This is a genomic window from Kribbella rubisoli, assembly GCF_004217145.1.
GTDB classification, from domain to species: domain Bacteria; phylum Actinomycetota; class Actinomycetes; order Propionibacteriales; family Kribbellaceae; genus Kribbella; species Kribbella rubisoli.
In genome coordinates, this window is record NZ_SHKR01000011.1 from 1,483,522 (window position 1) to 1,502,745 (window position 19,224).

21 protein-coding genes are annotated in these 19,224 nt (G+C 68.8%); 7 read left to right on the top strand and 14 right to left on the bottom strand.

The annotated features are described in order from the left end of the window. Window positions 1–5: 5 nt before the first annotated feature. From EV645_RS10035 to EV645_RS10060, 6 genes are all read right to left on the bottom strand, one after another. Window positions 6–1,733, bottom strand: coding sequence for a bifunctional uroporphyrinogen-III C-methyltransferase/uroporphyrinogen-III synthase (locus tag EV645_RS10035; RefSeq protein WP_130441954.1), 1,728 nt, complete (start codon window positions 1,731–1,733; stop codon window positions 6–8). Then, window positions 1,730–2,611, bottom strand: coding sequence for a hydroxymethylbilane synthase (gene hemC / locus EV645_RS10040; RefSeq protein ID WP_130441956.1), 882 nt, complete (start codon window positions 2,609–2,611; stop codon window positions 1,730–1,732). Before hemC ends, EV645_RS10035 begins: the two co-directional genes overlap by 4 nt. Further along, complete coding sequence (locus tag EV645_RS10045; protein WP_130441958.1) at window positions 2,608–3,930, bottom strand: glutamyl-tRNA reductase; 1,323 nt, start codon at window positions 3,928–3,930, stop codon at window positions 2,608–2,610. Before EV645_RS10045 ends, hemC begins: the two co-directional genes overlap by 4 nt. Next, the gene (locus EV645_RS10050) at window positions 3,927–4,682 is read right to left on the bottom strand and encodes a redox-sensing transcriptional repressor Rex (protein ID WP_130441960.1); all 756 of its coding nucleotides are present in this window, start codon (window positions 4,680–4,682) and stop codon (window positions 3,927–3,929) included. Before EV645_RS10050 ends, EV645_RS10045 begins: the two co-directional genes overlap by 4 nt. Before the next feature lie 113 nt (window positions 4,683–4,795). Next, on the bottom strand, window positions 4,796–5,032 hold the full coding sequence (locus EV645_RS10055; RefSeq protein WP_130441962.1) for a glutaredoxin family protein: 237 nt from the start codon (window positions 5,030–5,032) through the stop codon (window positions 4,796–4,798). Continuing rightward, complete coding sequence (locus EV645_RS10060) at window positions 5,029–6,477, bottom strand: class I adenylate-forming enzyme family protein (protein WP_130441964.1); 1,449 nt, start codon at window positions 6,475–6,477, stop codon at window positions 5,029–5,031. Before EV645_RS10060 ends, EV645_RS10055 begins: the two co-directional genes overlap by 4 nt. A 393-nt stretch (window positions 6,478–6,870) precedes the next feature. Here EV645_RS10060 and EV645_RS10065 point away from each other — a divergent pair, with 393 nt between their 5' ends. Together EV645_RS10065 and EV645_RS10070 are read left to right on the top strand one after the other, a co-directional pair. After that, window positions 6,871–7,413, top strand: a complete 543-nt coding sequence (locus EV645_RS10065; protein ID WP_130384882.1) for a sigma-70 family RNA polymerase sigma factor — start codon at window positions 6,871–6,873, stop codon at window positions 7,411–7,413. Window positions 7,414–7,519: 106 nt separating this feature from the next. Beyond that, entirely contained in the window at window positions 7,520–8,731 is a 1,212-nt protein-coding gene (locus tag EV645_RS10070; RefSeq protein ID WP_130441966.1) for a DUF5667 domain-containing protein, read from the top strand. A gap of 580 nt (window positions 8,732–9,311) precedes the next feature. Here the strand turns inward: EV645_RS10070 and EV645_RS10075 are convergent. From EV645_RS10075 to EV645_RS10085, 3 genes are read right to left on the bottom strand one after another with little or no spacing between them, the layout of a single operon-like run. After that, window positions 9,312–10,430 carry a lysophospholipid acyltransferase family protein gene (locus EV645_RS10075; RefSeq protein WP_130441968.1) on the bottom strand — a complete coding sequence of 373 codons (1,119 nt, stop codon included), beginning with the start codon at window positions 10,428–10,430 and terminating at the stop codon, window positions 9,312–9,314. Next, window positions 10,423–11,430, bottom strand: coding sequence for an NAD-dependent epimerase/dehydratase family protein (locus EV645_RS10080; RefSeq protein WP_242000305.1), 1,008 nt, complete (start codon window positions 11,428–11,430; stop codon window positions 10,423–10,425). Before EV645_RS10080 ends, EV645_RS10075 begins: the two co-directional genes overlap by 8 nt. 46 nt (window positions 11,431–11,476) lie before the next feature. Continuing rightward, on the bottom strand, window positions 11,477–11,578 hold the full coding sequence (locus EV645_RS10085; protein ID WP_008356322.1) for a 30S ribosomal protein bS22: 102 nt from the start codon (window positions 11,576–11,578) through the stop codon (window positions 11,477–11,479). A 110-nt stretch (window positions 11,579–11,688) separates the two neighbouring features. Between EV645_RS10085 and EV645_RS10090 the strand changes: the two genes are divergently transcribed. Beyond that, window positions 11,689–12,351 carry a class I SAM-dependent methyltransferase gene (locus EV645_RS10090; protein ID WP_130441970.1) on the top strand — a complete coding sequence of 221 codons (663 nt, stop codon included), beginning with the start codon at window positions 11,689–11,691 and terminating at the stop codon, window positions 12,349–12,351. Here the strand turns inward: EV645_RS10090 and EV645_RS41805 are convergent. Continuing rightward, entirely contained in the window at window positions 12,348–12,521 is a 174-nt protein-coding gene (locus EV645_RS41805; protein ID WP_157997040.1) for a hypothetical protein, read from the bottom strand. The genes EV645_RS10090 and EV645_RS41805 overlap by 4 nt on opposite strands. 104 nt (window positions 12,522–12,625) lie before the next feature. Between EV645_RS41805 and EV645_RS10095 the strand changes: the two genes are divergently transcribed. Beyond that, window positions 12,626–12,841, top strand: a complete 216-nt coding sequence (locus EV645_RS10095) for a hypothetical protein (protein WP_130441972.1) — start codon at window positions 12,626–12,628, stop codon at window positions 12,839–12,841. Here the strand turns inward: EV645_RS10095 and EV645_RS10100 are convergent. Further along, window positions 12,838–14,634, bottom strand: coding sequence for an AfsR/SARP family transcriptional regulator (locus EV645_RS10100; protein WP_130441975.1), 1,797 nt, complete (start codon window positions 14,632–14,634; stop codon window positions 12,838–12,840). The genes EV645_RS10095 and EV645_RS10100 overlap by 4 nt on opposite strands. 56 nt (window positions 14,635–14,690) lie before the next feature. Here EV645_RS10100 and EV645_RS10105 point away from each other — a divergent pair, with 56 nt between their 5' ends. Continuing rightward, window positions 14,691–15,542, top strand: coding sequence for an alpha/beta fold hydrolase (locus EV645_RS10105; RefSeq protein ID WP_242000393.1), 852 nt, complete (start codon window positions 14,691–14,693; stop codon window positions 15,540–15,542). A gap of 98 nt (window positions 15,543–15,640) precedes the next feature. On the opposite strand, the gene EV645_RS10110 is transcribed toward EV645_RS10105, so the two are convergent. The 3 genes from EV645_RS10110 to EV645_RS10120 form a co-directional block, all read right to left on the bottom strand. Next, complete coding sequence (locus EV645_RS10110) at window positions 15,641–15,856, bottom strand: helix-turn-helix domain-containing protein (RefSeq protein ID WP_012923942.1); 216 nt, start codon at window positions 15,854–15,856, stop codon at window positions 15,641–15,643. Between the two features lie 118 nt (window positions 15,857–15,974). Continuing rightward, complete coding sequence (locus tag EV645_RS10115) at window positions 15,975–17,150, bottom strand: acetoin utilization protein AcuC (protein ID WP_130441977.1); 1,176 nt, start codon at window positions 17,148–17,150, stop codon at window positions 15,975–15,977. A 93-nt stretch (window positions 17,151–17,243) separates the two neighbouring features. After that, window positions 17,244–17,555, bottom strand: a complete 312-nt coding sequence (locus tag EV645_RS10120; RefSeq protein WP_130441979.1) for a hypothetical protein — start codon at window positions 17,553–17,555, stop codon at window positions 17,244–17,246. Window positions 17,556–17,641: 86 nt separating this feature from the next. Between EV645_RS10120 and EV645_RS10125 the strand changes: the two genes are divergently transcribed. Both EV645_RS10125 and EV645_RS10130 read left to right on the top strand, forming a co-directional pair. After that, complete coding sequence (locus tag EV645_RS10125; protein ID WP_130441981.1) at window positions 17,642–18,187, top strand: TetR/AcrR family transcriptional regulator; 546 nt, start codon at window positions 17,642–17,644, stop codon at window positions 18,185–18,187. 184 nt (window positions 18,188–18,371) lie between these two features. Then, on the top strand, window positions 18,372–19,133 hold the full coding sequence (locus EV645_RS10130; protein WP_242000307.1) for an SGNH/GDSL hydrolase family protein: 762 nt from the start codon (window positions 18,372–18,374) through the stop codon (window positions 19,131–19,133). The last annotated feature ends 91 nt before the right edge of the window (window positions 19,134–19,224 follow it).

Here is a 19,224-nt window from a genome sequence, read left to right on the forward strand (position 1 = left end):
GGAACTCAGCTCTTCCGACGAGATCCCGAGCGACGCTCGGACGGACGGGTGACCGGTTCACCGGCCTCCACCATGGTGTCACGCCGGTCGGCTCCGAAGCGGGCGAGGGCGTCGGCCAGCTCCTCGACCGACGGCGACTCGGCCATCGCGTCGACGCGCAGGCCGTGCTCCTCGGCGGTCTTCAGCGTGGCCGGGCCGATCACCGCGATCACAGTCGACGCGTGCGGCTTGCCGGCGATGCCGACCAGGTTCCGCACGGTCGAGGACGACGTGAACACGACCGCGTCGAACTTGCCCGACTTGATCGCCTCGCGGGTCGGCGCCGGCGGCGGAGCGGCGCGCACGGTCCGGTACGCCGTGACGTCGTCGACCTCCCAGCCGAGATCGGTGAGTCCGGCAACGAGTGTCTCGGTGGCGATGTCCGCGCGCGGCAGGAAGACCCGGTTGATCGGGTCGAGCACCTCGTCGAACGGCGGCCAGTCCTCGACCAGCCCGGCGGCCGACTGCTCACCGGACGGGACCAGGTCCGGACGGATGCCCCAGGCACCGATCGCCTCGGCGGTCTTGTCGCCGACCGCCGCGATCTTCAGCCCGGAGAACGCGCGCGCGTCCAGCCCGTACTCGTCGAACTTCTCCCGGACCGCCTTCACCGCGTTGACCGAGGTGAACGCGACCCACTCGTAGCGTCCCTCGACCAGACCGCGGATCGCCTTGTCCATCTGCTGCGGATTGCGCGGCGGTTCGACCGAGATGGTCGGGACCTCTTCCGGCATCGCGCCGTACCGACGGAGCCGGTCCATCAGCGGGCCGGCCTGGTCCTTGGTCCGCGGGACCAGGATCCGCCAGCCGAACAGCGGCTTGGTCTCGAACCAGGACAGCGCCTCGCGTTGCTCGACCACGCTGCCGACGACGATGACGGGCTCGCCGGTCACCTTCGCGGCGCGCAGGTCGGTGACGATCGTCTCCAGCGTGCCGACGACGCTCGTCTGCGCGGTCGTCGTACCACCGACCGTCGCCGCGACCGGGGTCGAAGCGTCGAAGCCGGCCTCGACGAGCGCGGCAGCGGTCTCCTTCAGCGTCTCCGACGCGTTCAGCAGGACCAGCGTCTGCTTCGGCTGCAGCCGGGTCAGGTCGAGCTTGTTCTCGGCCAGGTCGACGACGGTGACCTCGCGGTCGCCCTTCATCGTCAGCGGGATCCCGGCGTACGTCGGGACCGCGCTCACCTCGCTCACACCCGGGACGACGTTGAACCCGATCCCCGCCTTCTTGCAGGCAGCTGCCTCCTCGGCGCCACTGGAGAAGGTGAACGGGTCGCCGGTCAGCAGGCGTACGACGTTCGCCGCGGTCTTGGCCGTCTTCACGACGAGCCGCGCCCGGGCTGCGATCCGCAGCGCCCGGCTGCCCTCGGCGCCGGAGCCGTCGATAACCTCGACGCCTGGCCTGCAATAGGTCAGGAACGCGTCGTGTTCGGGGCCCTCGACAACGACTGCGTCGGCGTTGGCGAGCACATCACGGCCGGCCAGCGTCAGCAGTGCGGGGTCGCCGGGGCCGACGCCGACGAATGTCACGTGGCCGAGTGGTCTGGTCTGCTTGACGGTACTGGTCGCAGCCTTCTGAGGTGCTGCGGTGGCCGCTGTCTTCGCGCTCACGTCTGCCTTCGCCCTCGTCGTTTTCCTGCTGGTCTTGTGGGCCGTCTTGTGGGCCGCGGTCGTAGTGCCCTGTGCCGGTGTCATGTTTGCTCCAGCAGTTCGTGCGCCAGTGCCTTGCCGACCGACTCCGGGTCGTCGACCGACCCGTTCGCGGACAGGCGTCGTACGCCGTCCTCCTGGCCGAGCGCGCCGCGCAGCCAGAGCTCCGGGCCGTCCTCGCCCTCGACCACCTCGGCCAGCGCGCCGACCGGAGCCGTGCACCCCGCCTCGAGCGTGGCCAGCAACTGCCGCTCTGCTGTCACTGCCGCGCGGGTGGCAGGATCCTCGAGGTGCGCCAGCGCGGCCAGCACCTCGGTGTTGTCCGACCGGCACTCGATCGCCAGCGCACCCTGCCCAGGCGCGGGCAGCATCTGGATCGGATCCAGCGTCTCGGTGACCTCGGACAACCGTCCCAGCCGCGACACCCCGGCACGCGCGACGATCACCGCGTCGACCTTGCCGTCGGTGACGAGTGAGATCCGGGTGTCGACGTTGCCGCGGACTCCGGTGCACTCGACGCCCAGGCCGAGCGCGTCGATCTGCGCGACGCGACGCGCGGCCCCGGTGCCGATGACAGAGCCGCGCGGCAGCTCGCCGAGCGTCAGGCCGTCACGGGCAATGAGCACGTCGCGCGGGTCCTCGCGGAGCGGGATGGCGCCGATCACCAGACCGTCGACCGGCGCGGTCGGCAGGTCCTTGAGCGAGTGCACCGCGATGTCGATCTCGTCGGCCAGCAAGGCGTCGCGCAGTGCGCTGACGAAGATGCCGGTGCCGCCGATCTGCTCGACCGGGGCGCGGTTCACGTCGCCGGTGGTCGTGATCAGCACGAGCTCGACCTCGTGGCCGAGCGCGCGCAACTCGTCCGCGACGAGGGTCGACTGCGCGGTCGCGAGCGCGGAGCGACGGGTACCGAGCCGGATCATGCCTGCTCACCTCCACCGTGGCGGGCATCCGCGGGTGTCTTGCTGGTGTCCTCGGGAGACTTGACCGCTGTCACCGCGTCCACCGTTGCCTGGTCGAGCGCGAACAGCTCGCGCAGCGCATCGGCGTACGTCGGTCCGCCCGGGTCTCCGCCGAGCTCCTTCACGCGGACCGTCGGGTTGTGCAGCAACTTGTCGACGACGCGGCGGATGGTCCGCGCGACCTCGTGCCGCTGCTGCTCGTCGAGGCCGGGCAGCCGGCGGTCCAGCCGGGCCAGCTCGGAGTCGACCAGCTCGGTCGCCATCGTCCGCAGCGCGACCACGGTCGGCGCGACCGACGCGGCCCGCCGGGTCGCCTCGAACGCACCGGTCTCCTCGCCGACGATCCGCCGTACCTCGTCGATGTCGGCTTCGCTGCCTCCCGCCGTACCAGCGAGGTCGGCGAGCGTGACCAGCGTGACGCCGGGGATCCGTGCGGCCTCCGGCGCGACGTCGCGCGGCAGGGCGACGTCGAGCACGCCGAGCGGCCGTCCGTCCGACGCGTTCCGGATCATCTCTTCGGTCAGTACGACGCCGCGGGCGCCGGTGCACGACACGATCAGGTCGGCGTCGCGCAGCGCATCCGGCACGTCGGCGAGCGGGACCGGCGTACCGCCGATGCGATCGGTCAGCGCGACCGCGCGGTCATAGTTGCGGTTGGCAATGGTCACGCTCTTGGCGCCACCGTTGATCAAGGTCTGTGCCGCCAGCGAGGCCATCGAGCCGGCTCCGACGATCAGCGCGCGGCGGCCTTCGAAGCCGCCGACAGCTTCCAGGCCGGCCGACACGACCGAGCGGCCTGCGGAGTCGATGCCGGTCTCGGTCCGGGCCCGCTTGCCGACCCGCAACGCGTGCTGGAACAGGGCATTCAGGTCGGAGCCGATCGTCTCCAGGTCCTGGCCGACGCGCAGCGTCTCCTTCACCTGGCCGAGGATCTGGCTCTCGCCGACGACCATCGAGTCGAGCCCGACAGCGACTTGGAACAGGTGCGCGACCGAACCCTCTTCGAAGTGCACGTAGAGGTGTTCGGCCAGATCCAGCAGCGGCACGCCGGTGACGTCGGACAGGATCGCGGTGACCTCGTCCATCCCCGCGTGGAACCGGTCGACGGTCGCGTAGACCTCGGTTCGGTTGCAGGTGGCAATGACTGCGGACTCGGCAACGGCCGGGGTGTGCTTGACGGCCAGAGCCAGCTTGGTCGCCGCATCCGCGTCGAGCGCCACACGCTCGAGGACGTTGATGTCCGCGGAACGGTGACTGATGCCGACGACCAGGTAGCTCACGCGCCGACACCTCCCCCAACACTCGGAAGATCGCTCAGACCGTTCATCGCTGGTAGCTCGGGCACCTGGGGGAGCGCCGCCTCTCCGGACTTTCGTTGTTCGTGGTACGCCAGGATCTGCAACTCGATCGAGAGGTCCACCTTGCGGATGTCGACGCCGTCGGGCACGGACAGCACCACGGGCGCGAAGTTCAGGATGCTGGTCACGCCGGCGGCGACCAGCCGGTCGCAGACCTCCTGGGCCGGACCGGCGGGCGTGGTGATCACGCCGATCGAGACCCGGTCGCGCTCGACGATGTCCTCGAGCTCGGCGAAGTCGCGGACCTCCATGTCGCCGATCCGCTCGCCGACCAGCTTCGGGTCGGCGTCGAGCAGGGCGACGATCCGGAAGCCGCGGGTGCCGAAGCCGGAGTAGTTCGCCAGCGCGTGGCCCAGGTTTCCGATCCCGACGATGACCACGGCCCAGTCCTGGGTGACGCCGATCTCGCGGGCGATCTGGTAGCGCAGGTACTCGACGTCGTACCCGACGCCGCGGGTGCCGTAGGAGCCCAGGTAGGACAGGTCCTTGCGGAGCTTGGCGGAGTTGACCCCGGCCGCCGTCGCCAGATCCTCGCTCGACGCGGTCGCGATGCCGTTGTCCGAGAGCGCGGTCAGGGCCCGCAGGTAGACCGGCAAGCGCGCGACAGTCGCCTCGGGGATGCCGCGTTCGGTTCTCGTCGGCGGGCCGGGGCGACGGCTGCTGGCACGCGTCACAATTCTCCTGGGAGCGGTTGGTTCACCGCGGTCTGACGGCCGGCGGCAGCTCTTACTCTAGGAGCTTGTGAACGTGAGAACAAAATCGGCGAGGGTGACCTGCAAGACACGCCCTAGCTTGTCAAGGCCTTCCTGAGCCTCGCGGGGTCCACCCGCCAGAAGTCGTGCTGCTTCCCGTCGACGAACGTGACCGGGATCTGTTCGCCGTACTGCGTGAACAGCTGGTCATCCTGGGTGATGTCGACCTCGGTCCACTCCACGCCGAGCTCGCCGCAGACCGCGCGGATGATCTCCCGGGCGTCGTCACAGAGGTGGCAGCCGGGTTTCCCGTACATCGTGACCCGGCTCATCGACCGCTCTCCCGCAGCCGTCCCTTGGCAACCTTGCCTGTGACCGAGTGCGGGAGTTGGTCCACGACCTCGATCTCGACCGGGGACTTGAACCGCGCGAGCCGGCCCTCGGCGTACTCACGGACCGCCGCAACATCCACCGTGGTGTCTGCCTGCGGTACGACGAACGCCTTGACCGCCTCGCCCGTCTCCTCGGACGGCATACCGATGACAGCCGCCTCGCGTACGCCGGGAGCAGCGACCAGCACTTCCTCGACCTCGCTCGGGAACACGTTGAAGCCGGACACGATGATCAGCTCGCGGAGCCGATCGACCAGGAACAGGTCGCCGTCGGAGTCCAGGAACCCGACGTCACCGGTCCGGTACCAGCCCTTCGCGTCCGGACCGTCCACGCCGTCCGGCCAGTACCCGGAGAAGAGGTTGCCGCCGCGGATCAGGATCTCGCCGGGATCGTCGCCCTCGACGTCCTCGCCCTGCTCGTCGGCGATCCTGAGCTCGACGTTCGGCAGCGGGCGGCCGACGGAGCCGAGCTTCGGCTCGGACTCGCCCAGTGTTGTCGTGACGCCCGGGGAAGCCTCGGTCAGGCCGTACCCCTGGTGCACGAAGTGGCCGCTCACCTGCTCGAAGCGATCCGCGAGCGTGCGGTCGAGCGTGGACGCGCCGGTCAGCACCACCTTGACCGGCTGCAGCGCAGCACGCAGATCGGCTCGACCCAGGAGGGTGTGCAGCGCCGGCGGGGCCAGCGGCAGGCGGGTCACGCCGTGCTTGCCGACCAGCTCGAGAGTCTCCTCGGGGTCGAATCGCTGCTCGACGATCAGCGCCGCGCCGGTGGCGACGGCCCAGCCCAGGACGGCGTTCAAGCCGAACGCGTGGAACATCGGCAGCACGCCGAGAACCACGTCCTCGGGCCCCATCCGGTCTTCTCCGAGCTCGGTGAGGTTCTGCACATTCGCGGAAAGTGCCCGATGGGTGAGCATCGCGGCACGCGGATCTCCACTGGTCCCGGACGTGTACAGCAGGACCGCGAGCGCCTCGGGATCGATCGGCAACGGTAACGGAGCGTCACCTTCGAGCTGCCCCGGCGCCACCGTCCGGATGCCCTCGAGCCGGTCCGCGAGGCCCGGTCCAGCGATCGCCAGCCGGGCTCCGGAGTGCGCCGTGACGGTCGCGATCTCGGGCTTGGTGAGCCCGGTGTTCAGCGGCACTGCGACCAGTCCGGCCCGGAGAATGCCCAGGTAGGACGCGACGAAGTCGATGCTGTTGGCAACCAGGAGAAGGACCCGGGCCCCGGGCACCAAACCGGCCGCGGCAAGCCCCTTCGCGGTCTGGTCGACGGCGGCGTCGACCTCGCTCCAGGTCAGTCGGCGGTCCCCGTCGACCAGCGCCGGACGCTCGCCGTGCCGTCGCGCTGTGTCACGAAGAATGTCCGCGAAATTCACGTTCACCAGGTGAGTCTGTCACGGCCACGGGGGCCACGGACTTTCAACCGGCTTGCCCAGAACGGTTGCAGCAGAGCGTGACCACCGATATACAGGTGACTTCGCGGGCGCGCTTCTGTCGAACCTCACACTGCAGAAACCCGGCCGCGCGGGGAACCTCATGCGCGATGCTCCACCCTCCCCACAGCAGGCTGCTCCGACTGACGGACGCAGTCCGCTGGCGCATTCGTGACGACCAGACCGGACGGAAGGCGGCACGCCTCAGGCTGTTGACAGTATGTGTCCGAGCGACGACGCTCGGTGCTGCCTCAGCCACTGTGGCCATTCGCGGATGTGTCAGAAGACGTGTCAGTTGAACGGGGAGAAAACTTGACCACGCCGGAGCCAAGCCCGGACGGGATGAGACGTGCAGAGCTCGTCGATCGCGCCCAGGCCGGGGACGTCGGTGCCTTCGGTGAGCTGTACGACGAGTACTCGCTCACCGTCTATCGCTACATCTATGCGCGGGTGTCCTCGTCGGCACTCGCAGAGGATCTCACCAGTGAGACCTTCGTCCGGGCGCTCCGCGCGCTGGACTCGTTCCGCTGGCAGGGCCGGGACTTCGGCGCCTGGCTGGTGACGATCGCCCGGAACCTGATCACCGACCACTACAAGTCCGGGCGGGTCCGGCTGGAAGTGGTCACCGACGAGATCGAGACCCACGACCGGCAGACCGAGGGTCCCGAGATCGATGTGCTCGCCGCCGCGACCGCCGAAGTACTGCGGGACGCGGTCGCGGGTCTGCCGGACGAGCAGCGCGACTGCCTGACGATGCGGTTCTTCGCCGGCCTGTCGATCGCGGAAACGGCCAAGGCGCTCGAGAAGTCAGAGGGCGCCGTCAAGCAACTGCAACTGAGGGCCGTGAGGCACTTGGCGAAGGTTATCCCCAAGGACTTGAGGTGAGGCGGATGACAACGAATGTCTTTCGTAACCCGTCAGCGAGTTTCCTCGTTCCTCTTCATGAGGACCTGTCGGTGACCCCGACTGGCCATTGAGGAGAACGAACATCATGAGTGACCTACACAGGGCTCGAGCGCGCGCGGAGTCATTCGCGCACGCCGTCGATCACGGGCCCCGTCACTCCGCGCGACTGAGCGAAGACCCCGAGTTGCTGGAAGCTGTGGAGCTGGTCGGACGGCTGAGGACCGCCGGCGCAGTTGCACCGCGACCGGAGTTCAGCGCCGAGTTGCGGCACCGTCTGCTGGAGCAGGCGGCGGCGCGCGCGGCAACCACTGCGACTCCGACGATGGTGCGCAGCGCACCGGACAGCTCGGACGACCCGCCGGGTCGCGAGGACGTTGGCGCGTCCGTGACAGATATCCGCCGCCGACAGGGCCGGAGGATCCGGCTCGTGGCCAGTACCGCCGCGCTCGTCCTGCTCGGAGGTGGCATCGGTTCTGCCGCCGCCGCTCAGCAGGCCATGCCCGGCGACACGTTGTACGGGATGAAGCGCAGCATCGAGAACGTGTCGACCAATGTGAGCGTCGGAGACGACTCACGCGGCCGGCGCGACCTCGAGCACGCGATGACCCGACTGTCCGAAGTCCGCCAGCTCGCCGCCAACGGCGGTTCGGTGGGCACGATCAATGCGACCCTGGACGACTTCTCGGTGCAGTCCCGCAAGGGCGTGTCCCGACTGGTCGCGTCGTACCAGCAGAACGGCGACGAGAGTTCGATCAGCGCGATCACGGCCTTCATCACCAGCGCCCGCCAGGCTCTTGTGGGGCTCGCGCCCAAACTCCCGCCGGAGTCGCTGAAGTCCGGAGTGGAGGCGCTGGCGACGATCGAGCAGCTGGCGCAGCACACGTCGGCGGCCTGCCCGAAATGCGCGGCGCCGAAGTCGGCCACCACCGGCGGCACCACCACCAGCAAGCCGAACCGGACGACGCCCGGTAACGGCGAGCCGAGTGACCCGGCCAAGCCGGGGACGAGCACCAAGGCGTCCTCGACCATCCCGACACCCGGTGCGTCGACCACGCTCCAACCGAGCACGTCACCGACCAACATTCCGAACACCACGATCGTCGAGGAGTCCACGGACCCGCCTGCGACGGTCCTGAAGACGCCACCGAAGCCGTCGCCGTCGAACTCGCCGATTGCGACGCCCACCGTGCTGCCTTCGCTGACCCCGACCACGCCGTCCTGGCCGTGGCCGTTCCCGACCACACCGCTGATCGATCTCCCAGGGATCATCAACACCCTGCTCCCACCCTGGAAGTAAGCCACACCAAACTGAGGCCCCCGGCACAAGCACCACGCGCCGGGGGCCTCAGTGTGCAGCCGGTCCGGCACACGCATCATGTGCCGGGGGCCTCAGTGTGCTGCCGGTCCGGCACACGCATCATGTGCCGGGGCCTCGCAGTACTGCCGGTCCGGCATCGCCCAGGCCCGACACTTTCTCCCGGCACCCCTGCCGAACGCTGCTGCTCTTCGGCGGCGAGATGCTCCGCGCCGGTCTGCAGGGTGGCGATCGCGGAACATTTCTGCCACCACCAGCAAACTTGTTACCGCAAACCCCCGGCCCGCGGTTCACCCCACCCCACCCCGCTGGACGTCTCAGGGGTCAACCCCTCAGTTGGTCGGTTCACCCACCCCGGCCCCCGACTGGACGTCTCAGGGGTCAACCCTTCAGTTGGTCGGTTCGCGCCACCAAATCTGCGGGGTCAAGCGGCCGTCTCATGGGTTGACCCCTGAGACGTCCACGCCGGGCGGGTGCCGGGCGGGCGGGTGCCGGGCGGGCGGGTGCCGGGCGGGTGCCGGGCGGGTGCTCGGCAAGCGCTCGGGGGGCGGGCGGTGCGGTGTTAGAAGAAGACGCTGCGGCGTTGCATCAGCAGGGTGTAGAGGGTCTGCTGGATGGTCTCGCGGACCTGGTCGGTGACGTTGAAGACCAGCATCGGGTCGTCGGCGGCGCCGTCGGGGAACTCGTCGGTGCGGATCGGCTCGCCGAACTCGATCAGCCACTTCGACGGCAGCGGGATCAACCCGAGCGGTCCGAGCAGCGGGAAGAACGGCGTGATCGGGATGTACGGGACGCCGAGCAGCCGAGCCAGCGAGGCGATGTTGCCGACCAGCGGATAGATCTCCTCGGCGCCCACGATCGAGCAGGGGACGATCGGTACGCCGGTCCGCATCGCGGCGCTGACGAATCCGCCGCGCCCGAAGCGCTGCAGCTTGTACCGCTCGGCGAACGGCTTGCCGAGGCCCTTGAATCCTTCGGGCCAGACGCCGACCAGGTTGCCCTGGCGGAGCAGCCGCTCGGCATCGTCGTTGTTCGCCAGGGTCGCGCCGCCCTTGCGCGACAGCTCGCCGACGAACGGCGTCTGGAACACGAGGTCCGCTGCCAGCGTGCGGAGCGGCCGGCCGGTGTGGTCCGCGACGACGACCTGGGTCACCAGTCCGTCGATCGGCATCGTGCCGGAGTGGTTCGCGACGATCAGCGCGCTGCCGTCGGCGGGGATGTTCTCGATACCGCGCACCTCGACGCGGAACCACTTCTCCACCATCGGGCGCAGCATCGGCAGCAGCACCTGGTCGGTCAGGTCGGAGTCGTACCCGAACTCGTCGAGCTCGTAGTCACCGCTCAGTCGCCGGCGCAGGAACGCCAGCCACTCGGCGACCCGGCGCTCGCCGTCGTCACCGAACAGCTCCCGCACCACCCGCTCCAACCGCCCGAAGTCCAGCCCGCCGAGGTCCAGCCCGGACAGGTCAGGCCCGTCGACGTCCGGCACGGCACCGACCGGCTCGACCGTCGGGTCTGCCCCACCGAGGTCTTCACCGCTTGTTTTGGTCCGGCTGTTCTTCTTGGTGCGGTTGCCTGGTCCGACGAGCGCGCGGGCGGCGGCGGATGGCGTCGTACGGCGTCCGCTCCCGCGCCCGGGCCGGCCGCCGGAACCGATCGGGATCACGTCCGCGTCAGCCACGCAACGCTCCCAGCCCCGCGCCGAGCAGGCCGGTGACCCGCGTCATCGCGCCGGCCCCGAGTGAGGAGCGGAAGTCGTCGAACGCCTCCGCGGTCGTGTACTTCGGCTCGAACCCGAACTCTGTCCGCATCCGGGTCGTGTCCACGCCCCGCCCGTACGTGAGGAAGGTGATCTGGTCCGGCGAGAAGTCCGCGAGCCGGGCCCGCCGTACTGCGGCGGCCGTGCTGGACGCGGTGAACGAAGGCAGCCGCAGGGTGGGCCGGCCGAGCCGGCGGATCGCCTGGGACAGCGAGATCATGCCGTCGCCGGCCAGGTTGAAGGTCCCGGGAAGGTCGTTGACGGTCGCGCGCTGGATCGCTTCGACGCCGTCGTCCTCGTGCAGGAACTGCAGGCGCGCGTCGTACCCGAAGACGGTCGGGACGACGGGGAGAGCGAAGTACCGCGTCATCGGGGAATTGGTTTTGGGGCCGATCCAGTTCGCCATCCGGAGTGTGGTGACGCAGACGTCGGGGCGGCGCCGCGCGAAGCCGCGCACGTACCCCTCGACCTCGACCGCGTCCTTGCTCAGCCCGTGGTGATGGATCGCCCGCGGCGCCATCTCCTCGGTGAACATGGCCGGATCGCGCGGACCCGCGCCGTACACCGTGGTCGAGGACTTGACCACCAGCTTGGCCACGCCGGACGCCTTCTGGCAGGCGGCGAGCAGCTGCATGGTGCCGATGACGTTGATCTCCTTCATCGACGAACGACCACCGGCGCTGCCGGGGGTCGCCACGACGCCCGTGTGGACGACCGTATCCACGCCTTCGGCCGCGATCACCTTGGCGATCACGGGGTTACGGATATCGGCCCGGACGAACCGGACCCGCCCGAGCTCGGCCCGTGGCGGGACCACATCGACACCGAGCACGGTGCCGATCGCCGGGTCATCGGCCAGCCTGCGGGCACAGCGAGCACCGGCGTCTCGCGAGACGCCGGTCACCATCACTACCTGTGCCACGAGCTACCCCCAGCCGGACCGGGCGCGGCGGAACAGTACCTGCCGGCTACTTGCCGAGCTTGCGGCGCTGCACCCGCGTCTTCTTCAGCAGCTTGCGGTGCTTCTTCTTCGCCATACGCTTACGGCGCTTCTTGATTACGGAACCCACGTCGGACCATCCAAACTCAAAGAGAACGTCGGCAAAGCTTACCTGTAGGTCACTCCCCCGACCTAAAGCAGCCTCCTCCACTAAACTTGAGGACGACCTGGGGAGGTTCTTTGAGGGCTCGATACGACGGTTTGGCGGAGTGGTACGACGAGCGGTTCGTGGTCGGCGCGGAGACCCATCAGCCCGGGATACTCGAGCTACTAGGGACCGGTTCAGGCCCCTGTCTGGACATCGGCTGTGGCACCGGCCGGAACTTCGAGACCATCCGTGCGAGCGGCCGCCTACCGGTCGGTATCGACTACTCGACGGATCAGCTGCAGCGCGCCCGGACCCGCACCGACGGTCCGCTGGTGCACGGCGACGCCGCCGCGCTTCCGTTCGCCGACGCGTCCTTCGACACCGCGATCTCCCTGTGGATCTCGACGGACGTCGACGACTTCGGCGCGGTCCTGCTCGAGGCGGCGCGGGTGCTGCGCCCGGGCGGCGTGCTGGTCGCGTACGGCGTGCACCCCTGCTTCAACGGACCGCATGTCCTCTACGAGGAGGATGGCCGGCGGACCGCCTACCCGACGTACCGCCAGTCCGGCTGGCACCACGAGTCCCCGTGGTGGAGCGCGGAAGGCATCCGGCGCCGGATCGGGATGCGCCATGTCCCGCTGGCCGAGTATCTGAACGCGATCATCAGCTCCGGCCTGACGGTCGAGCGGTTCGAGGAGCCCACCGGGCCAGACATCCCGCACGCGCTGGCGTTCCGCGCGCGGCGCACCAGCTAAGCGGCTTTGCGGACGGCGACCTCGGTGACCGGATTGGTGAGGACGGCCAGGTGTGGGGTGGCGGTGGTCTTGGTGGTGCTCGCGTAGGCGGCGGGAGTGAAAGCGACGGCGGCCAGGCCCAGGGTGGCGATGGTGCCTACGGCAACGGTTTTGACGATTCGGATCGGCATCGGGAGCCTCCTTCTGGTTGGTGGTTCCATCCTGGTGCCGCGGGCTGCGACGATCCTGGAAGGAACCTGGGAGCCCGCTGGGAATGGCGCAGTACGGTGGTCGCATGGCGTACGTCGTCTTCATCGGTGGCCTCGTGGTGGTGCTCGCGGGGCTGACCTGGTTCGCCTCGTGGGCGAAGCGGCGCGGGCACGGGTCCGGGGTGGCCGGCGCGCTCGCGGCGTACGACGAGGCGTATCGGACGACCGCGCATCAGTCGCACCACGAGCTGCGGCAGCAGGCTGACCGGAAGTCCGAGAGCGGTTCGCCGGACGATCTCTAGCGCAGGAAGTTCGCTACCGGGCCGAGCGTGAGTAGACCGCTGCCGGCCGCGTGCTCGTCTGCTGCTGGCACCAAGGCTGCCCGCGCCTTCTCCAGCAGCTGGCCGTCGCCTGACTGCCGGGCCGCGTGTGCGGTCAGCGCCCAGTAGGTCTCGAGGAGGAGCCCGGGCGGCGGGTTCGGCGATCCCTTCACCCACGGGGTGTGCGGTCCGTAGTCCGCCTCGGGGATCGGCTGGTCGTGACGGATTGCGTGCGCCGCCAAGGCGAGCGGGAGCAGGCCGTCGCTCAGCCCGGGCATGCCGGCGCTGTCCAACAGGGCAGCGGCTTCGCGGTAGGACTCGGGAGTGTCGTCGCGGAGGGCGGCGTACCAGCGGGTAAAGACGCCGACTAGCGGAAGTTCGTGACGAGCGGCCAACGCGTCGGCGGCCTCGGCGTGTTGGTCGGCGGTTGCGTTGTCGGCCCGCGCGCAGGCGGACTGGAGCCGGATCAGGTGGCCGAGAACCTCATAGGTAAAGAGGTTGTGGCGTTGCGAGACGGTGACGAGTTCGGCGCCGATGGCGTCGCGTTCTGGAGCGAGACCGGCTCGGTAGCAGGTCTGCATGAAGACGCCGTTCAGCGTGAACGCCAGCAGTGCGGGATCGTCCAGCCCGCGCGCGAGCTGCTCGGCCTCGAGCGCTGCCTCGCGAGCACGCGTTGACCGCGAACCGCGCGACTCGAGGGCGATGGTCGCAAGCAGCCGAGCGCGGATGCTGGGGTGGTCCTGTGTCGGCAGGACCCGTTCGGCCGCAGCGACGATCGCCGCGGCCTGGGCCTCGTCGTCCGAGCGCGTCCAGATCGCCGGTACGTCGTACGCGCCGATCACTCGCGCCGTCAGATCCGGGTCGCCCAGCTCCTCGGCGGCCGTGATCGCAGCGAGGCGATGCCCACGAGCGGCCTCCAAGCCGCCGCCTCCTGTGACCGCGAGATTGCGCAGTAGGCCGACCGTCGACTCGATCCGGGCGCGTGTCCCGCCGACGACGCGGTCGTACGCCGCGGCCGTCTCCGCCCACACGCTTCCGGCCGGCGTGAGATGCGCGGCCCGGTTGAGGATGTCGGTCTCCAGCCGACCGAGCGCCGGACCGGGATCGACGCCGAGCTGACCGACCAGAGTCTGCCGGGCGCGACGCAGTACGGCGAGAGCGTCGCCTTGCCGCTCGCTCCGATACAACGCCAACGCCAGCAACCGCCAGGCGTCCTCGCGCCACGGGTGCTCGGTCACATGCGCATCCAGGTCCGGCACCGCCTCCGCGGCACGCCCCAACGCCAGGCGCGCCTCCCCGACCCGCTCCACTGCCCGCAACCGCAGCTCGTTCAACCGCGAACGCTCGGCCAGCGCCCACCCTTCCTCCGCAAACTCCGCGTATGCCGGACCGCGCCACAACGCCAACCCTGCAAGCAGTTCCGTCAACAACTCCCCCGGCGGCAACGACGCCTGCACAGCCGCCTCGAACCGCCACGCATCCACTGCCTCGGTCCGCAACGCATAACCAGGACCTTCCGTCACCAGCAACCTCGCAGGTGCCCGCGGTTCCCGATCCGGCTCGATCGCCCGCCGAAGCGCAGCCACAAACGTCCGCAACGCACTCAAGGCTCCCGCCGGCGGATCCACCCACAGGTCATCCACCAGCACCCCCGCCGGCACAACCCGCCCCCGCGCCACAACCAACCGCCCCAACACCGCCCGATGCCGAGGCCCCTTCAAATCAACCGGCTCCCCGTCCCAGGCCGCCACCGACCCAAGCACCCCGAACTCCACTCAGCCACCGTAGCGTGCTCATCGAACGCTCATCGGCTTCCATCAGGCTGATCGGCGTGAACGTATTCGACTATCAACAGGTCCACGCGAACGGCGTGACCTTGAACGTTGCCGTCGCCGGGTCCGGTACGCCGGTTGTCCTGCTCCACGGCTTCCCGCAGACGCACCTGATGTGGCGGCACGTGGCGGCGCAGTTGGCTGGCGACCACACCGTGATCTGTCCGGATCTGCGGGGGTACGGCGAGAGTGACAAGCCGTTGGGGGACTATTCGAAGCGGGTGATGGCGGCTGATGTTGTCGCGATGGCCCGGGAACTCGGGTATTCGCGGTTCGGGTTGGTGGGGCATGACCGGGGCGCGTTGGTGGCGTTTCGGGCTGGGCTTGATCATCCGGAGGCGGTCTCGCACCTGATGTGTCTGGACGTGTTGCCGACGCTCGACATGTGGGAGGTGATGCACGGGACGAGTGCGGCGGTGGGGTTTCATCTGTATCTGATGGCTCAGCCGGTCGGGTTGCCGGAGAAGATGATCGCGGCGGCGTCCGACGAGTTCTTCGGGTACTTCCTGGATCTCTGGGCGAAGGATCCCGCGGCGATCCCGCCCGAGGTGCGATCCGTCTATCTGGAGGCGTCGCGGCGGGCGGTGCCGTCGATCGTCGCGGACTATCGGGCCTCGGCGACGATCGACGTCACGCACGATGCGGAAGACTTTGCTCAGGGCAACAAGCTGGGGATGCCGGTGACGGTGATCCAGCAGGACTGGGGCGCCGCGCTCGGCTTCGACGCGGCCGCCCGCTGGAAGGCCTGGGCGACCGACCTCCACCACCAGACCACGACCGCCGGCCACTTCATGGCGGAGGAAGCGCCGGACGAGATCAGTACTGCGATCCGCGCACTCCTCAACCGGTGAGGTACGCCGTCGAGCCAAGGCGCTCCGACCGCTCTTCAGACCCAGCCATGACGAAGGGGCCGGCCCGCAGTGGGATCCGGCCCCTTCGACTCTCGTTGTTATCCGGCCTGGAAGAAGGCGCCTTTGAGGTAGTCGTGCACGGCGTCCTCCGAGACCCGGAACGAACGACCTACCCGCACCGCGGGGAGCTCTCCGGAGTGCACCAAGCGGTACACAGTCATCTTGGACACGCGCATGGCCGTGGCGACCTCCGCCACGGTCAGGAACTTCACCTCGGCGAGCGGCTGCTCACCACCGGACTTCTTTGATGCCATTGCGCACCGCACTTCCAGCACGGATCGTGCGCCGGCTTCCCCTCCGGCACCTCCGTCCGTGCATACAAAGAGCGTAGTGGCTGTTGGTACGAATGGGAAAGAGGGGGACTCCTGTGACTCAATAGGTTGAATCAAGACCTAACAAAGGGAAGCTGGCGTCGCGTGTCGCCTTGATTGAGCGGTCCAGCCAGGTGTTGGGGTTGTAGCCGGTCGACCAGTCGACGTACTTCGCGTCCTGGCCGTCGGTCATCCGCATCGGGGCGACCCGGCCGAAGCGGATCTGGACCTCCTCGCGCCACCCCTCCGGCACCGGCGTCAGCGGGTCGATCGGGTCGCCCGCGACGATCGCCAGCAGGTGCGTCCAGGCCCGCGGTACGACGTCGATGATCGCGTAACCACCGCCGCCGGTGGCGACCCACTTCCCGTCCGTCACCTCATGCGCGAGGTCGTGCAAGGCCGCGTACGCCGCCCGCTGCCCGTCGATCGTCTTCGTCAGGTGCGCCAGCGGATCCTCGACGTGCGAGTCGCACCCGTGCTGTGTGACGAGCACCTGAGGCCGGAAGGCCCTCACCACATCCGGGACGACCGCATGGAACGCCCGCAACCAACCCGCATCGCCAGTGCCCGGTGGCAGCGCGACGTTGACCGCCGTACCCTCGGCACCCGGTCCACCCGTCTCGCCGGCGCTCCCAGTCCCCGGAAAGAGCGTCGTCGGCGACTCGTGCAGGCTGACGGTCAGCACGCGCGGATCGTTGTAGAACACGGTCTGTACGCCGTCCCCGTGATGCACGTCCACGTCGACGTACGCGACCCGCTCGGCGCCGTGGTCGAGCAGCCACTGGATCGCGATCGCCGGATCGTTGTACACGCAGAAACCGCTGGCCTGGTTGGGCATCGCGTGGTGCAGACCGCCGGCGATGTTCGCGGCGTGCAGTACGTCGCCCTCCCAGACCGCGCGCGCCGCCTCGACCGAAGCGCCGACGATCTGCGCCGAGACCTCGTGCATCCGCGGGAAGCAGTACGTGTCGGAGGTGCCGAGGCCGTGCACGGGATCGGCCTCGTCAGGGTGCTCCCCCGCGCTCTTCACCGCGGCGACGTACTCGGGGGTGTGCACGGTCTCGAGCAGCGCATCGTCCGCCGTCGGCGCGGGCACGACCTTCAACTGATCGAGTACGCCGAGCGCCCGCGCGAGCTTGATCGTCAACTCCACGCGGATCGGACTCATCGGGTGCCCACGACCGAAGTCGTACGCCGTCAATCCGTCGTCGAAGACCAGCAAAGCCTCACCGCTCATGCGCACCCTCCGCTTCGCTCCGGGCCCGCATGAGCAAAGCTGCTCTGCTTGTTGATGAACTCGCTCCGCTCGTTCATGACCCGACCTTAACCTTCAAGCGCCAGGAAGTGGTTTCCCGAACCTGGCGCTCATCCAGTAAGCGCCTCGCCGGGCATGGAACACGGTCATCACCACAGCACCGACAGCCCCGGCAATGAGCGAAGCCCACACGTGGTCAGCGACGTGAGCCAACGTGAGCAAAGCGCCGGCGATCGCAAAGGCAGCCAAGCCGCCGACCGCGTTGTTGATGGCCGAGTTGCCGGTCAGGTTCGGGAACTCGTGGCCGGTGATGCCCTGCACGAAGTGCGGTACGCCGTTGAAGCCCATCAGTCCGGCCAGGAAGGCCAGCACGATCGCCTGGATCATCGCAACATCCTCGATTCAGTCTACGAGTGTTGACTGAACGGTAGACCCGGCAACGCCATTGAGTCAACATGCGTAGACTGAAGCCCATGGCGACGAGGGTGGAACAGCGGCAGCGGACCGAGGCGCGAATCCTGACCGCCGCACGCCGGCTGTTCGGCGAGCACGGCTTCGACCGGACGACGATCCGCGCGATCGCCACCGAAGCCGGCAGCGATCCGGGCCTGGTGATGCGGTACTTCGGATCCAAGGAGAAGCTGTTCGCGCAGGCAGCCGCGATCCCCGCGGACCGGCCGATCGAAGGTTCGCCGGAGCAGATCGCCCGGCTGCTCACCGCCGCACTCACCGACAAGCTCGCAGACGAGCCCACGGCCGCCCTCGCCGCTCTACGCGCGATGTTCAGCCATCCCGAGGCCGCCGAGGAGGTCCGCGCAGCCATGACCTCCCAGCAGCGGCAGGTCGCGGCGCAGCTGCCAGGGGACGACGCCGTACTGCGGTCCGGGGTGATCGGAGCGTTGACGCTCGGGCTGGTGGTAAGTCGCCACCTGGTCCGGCTGGACGGACTGGACGCGTCGCCGGAGGAATTGATCGCGGTCGTCGGCCCGATCATCGAAGAGCTGGCCACGGGTGCGTGACGAAGAGCGACGGGGCGGCGCGACACCCCTCCCTGGTCGCGCCGTCCCGTCGGTGGTCCAACAGTCGATTCATCGCTGACGCGCTGCAAAGCGTTACAGAATTTTGCAACTTCCTGCAGGACTGACTGCAGACAGTGAGATTCAGACTTGCGGGAGTGACCGTCGAACCCGCACAGTACTTTCCGTGAGGCAACTGAAACCCAACCGGCGGCAGATCTTCACAGTCGGAGCGGCAGCCGCCGTGACTGTGGCCGTCTCGACCGAAACCGCATCCGCCACCCCGGCGCCCATCTTTGCAACCACTTCTACGACCACCGGTCCGTACGGCTCGGGCGTGCTCGGCTCCTGGGCGAACGGCACCCGGGCCATCTCGACCACCGAGCAGATCCACCGCGTCCTCGATACCGACGGCGTGTACATGTTCGGCGACAGCATCTCGGTCCAGGACGGCAAGTCGCTCGCGACCCGGCTGCTCGGTCGCGACGGCAGCCAGATGGCCGTGAACAACTGGTCCAGCCGACCCACCTCCGGCGCGGTCGACGCGCTGCAGCAGTGGGCGACGGCGTACGGGCTGCCGCGCCGGATCCTGATGGCGAGCGGATCGAACGACATCTTCGATCCGCCGAAGTTCGCCGCCCAGCTGGATCGCGCGATGAGCATCGCCGGCCGCAACCGGATCGTGTACTGGGTCAACATCCAGGCCGTCCGCAAGAGCGTCGGCGCGACCATGCAGCTCGCGGACCAGCGCAACAGCTCGTGGCTCAACATGCAGATGTACGACGCGCAGGAGAAGTACTCGAACCTGCGGATCATCCGCTGGGCCGAGTGGCTCTGGGTCAAGCCGTACCGGCTGCTCAACTACCTACGCGACGGCGTACACCCGTCGGTGCCGTTGGGTCAGGACGCCCGCAACGAGTTGATCGTCCAGTCGCTCACGGCTCGATGAGGTACGCTCGTCCCGTGAACACAAACTTGCAGCTGTGGTGGGCCGCCTAGGGCGGTCCACCCGGCGTGTTCGCACGCAGCCACCAAGGCCG

Bases quoted from the DNA above. Each gene is read 5' to 3' on its own strand.
- EV645_RS10120 (WP_130441979.1), bottom strand. From the start codon at position 17,555: ATGATCCAGGCGATCGTGCTGGCCTTCCTGGCCGGACTGATGGGCTTC.
- hemC (WP_130441956.1), bottom strand. From the start codon at position 2,611: ATGATCCGGCTCGGTACCCGTCGCTCCGCGCTCGCGACCGCGCAGTCG.
- EV645_RS10125 (WP_130441981.1), top strand. From the start codon at position 17,642: ATGGCGACGAGGGTGGAACAGCGGCAGCGGACCGAGGCGCGAATCCTG.
- EV645_RS10065 (WP_130384882.1), top strand. From the start codon at position 6,871: ATGAGACGTGCAGAGCTCGTCGATCGCGCCCAGGCCGGGGACGTCGGT.
- EV645_RS10070 (WP_130441966.1), top strand. From the start codon at position 7,520: ATGAGTGACCTACACAGGGCTCGAGCGCGCGCGGAGTCATTCGCGCAC.
- EV645_RS10110 (WP_012923942.1), bottom strand. From the start codon at position 15,856: ATGGCATCAAAGAAGTCCGGTGGTGAGCAGCCGCTCGCCGAGGTGAAG.
- EV645_RS41805 (WP_157997040.1), bottom strand. From the start codon at position 12,521: ATGCCGATCCGAATCGTCAAAACCGTTGCCGTAGGCACCATCGCCACC.
- EV645_RS10095 (WP_130441972.1), top strand. From the start codon at position 12,626: ATGGCGTACGTCGTCTTCATCGGTGGCCTCGTGGTGGTGCTCGCGGGG.
- EV645_RS10055 (WP_130441962.1), bottom strand. From the start codon at position 5,032: ATGAGCCGGGTCACGATGTACGGGAAACCCGGCTGCCACCTCTGTGAC.
- EV645_RS10115 (WP_130441977.1), bottom strand. From the start codon at position 17,150: ATGAGCGGTGAGGCTTTGCTGGTCTTCGACGACGGATTGACGGCGTAC.
- EV645_RS10035 (WP_130441954.1), bottom strand. From the start codon at position 1,733: ATGACACCGGCACAGGGCACTACGACCGCGGCCCACAAGACGGCCCAC.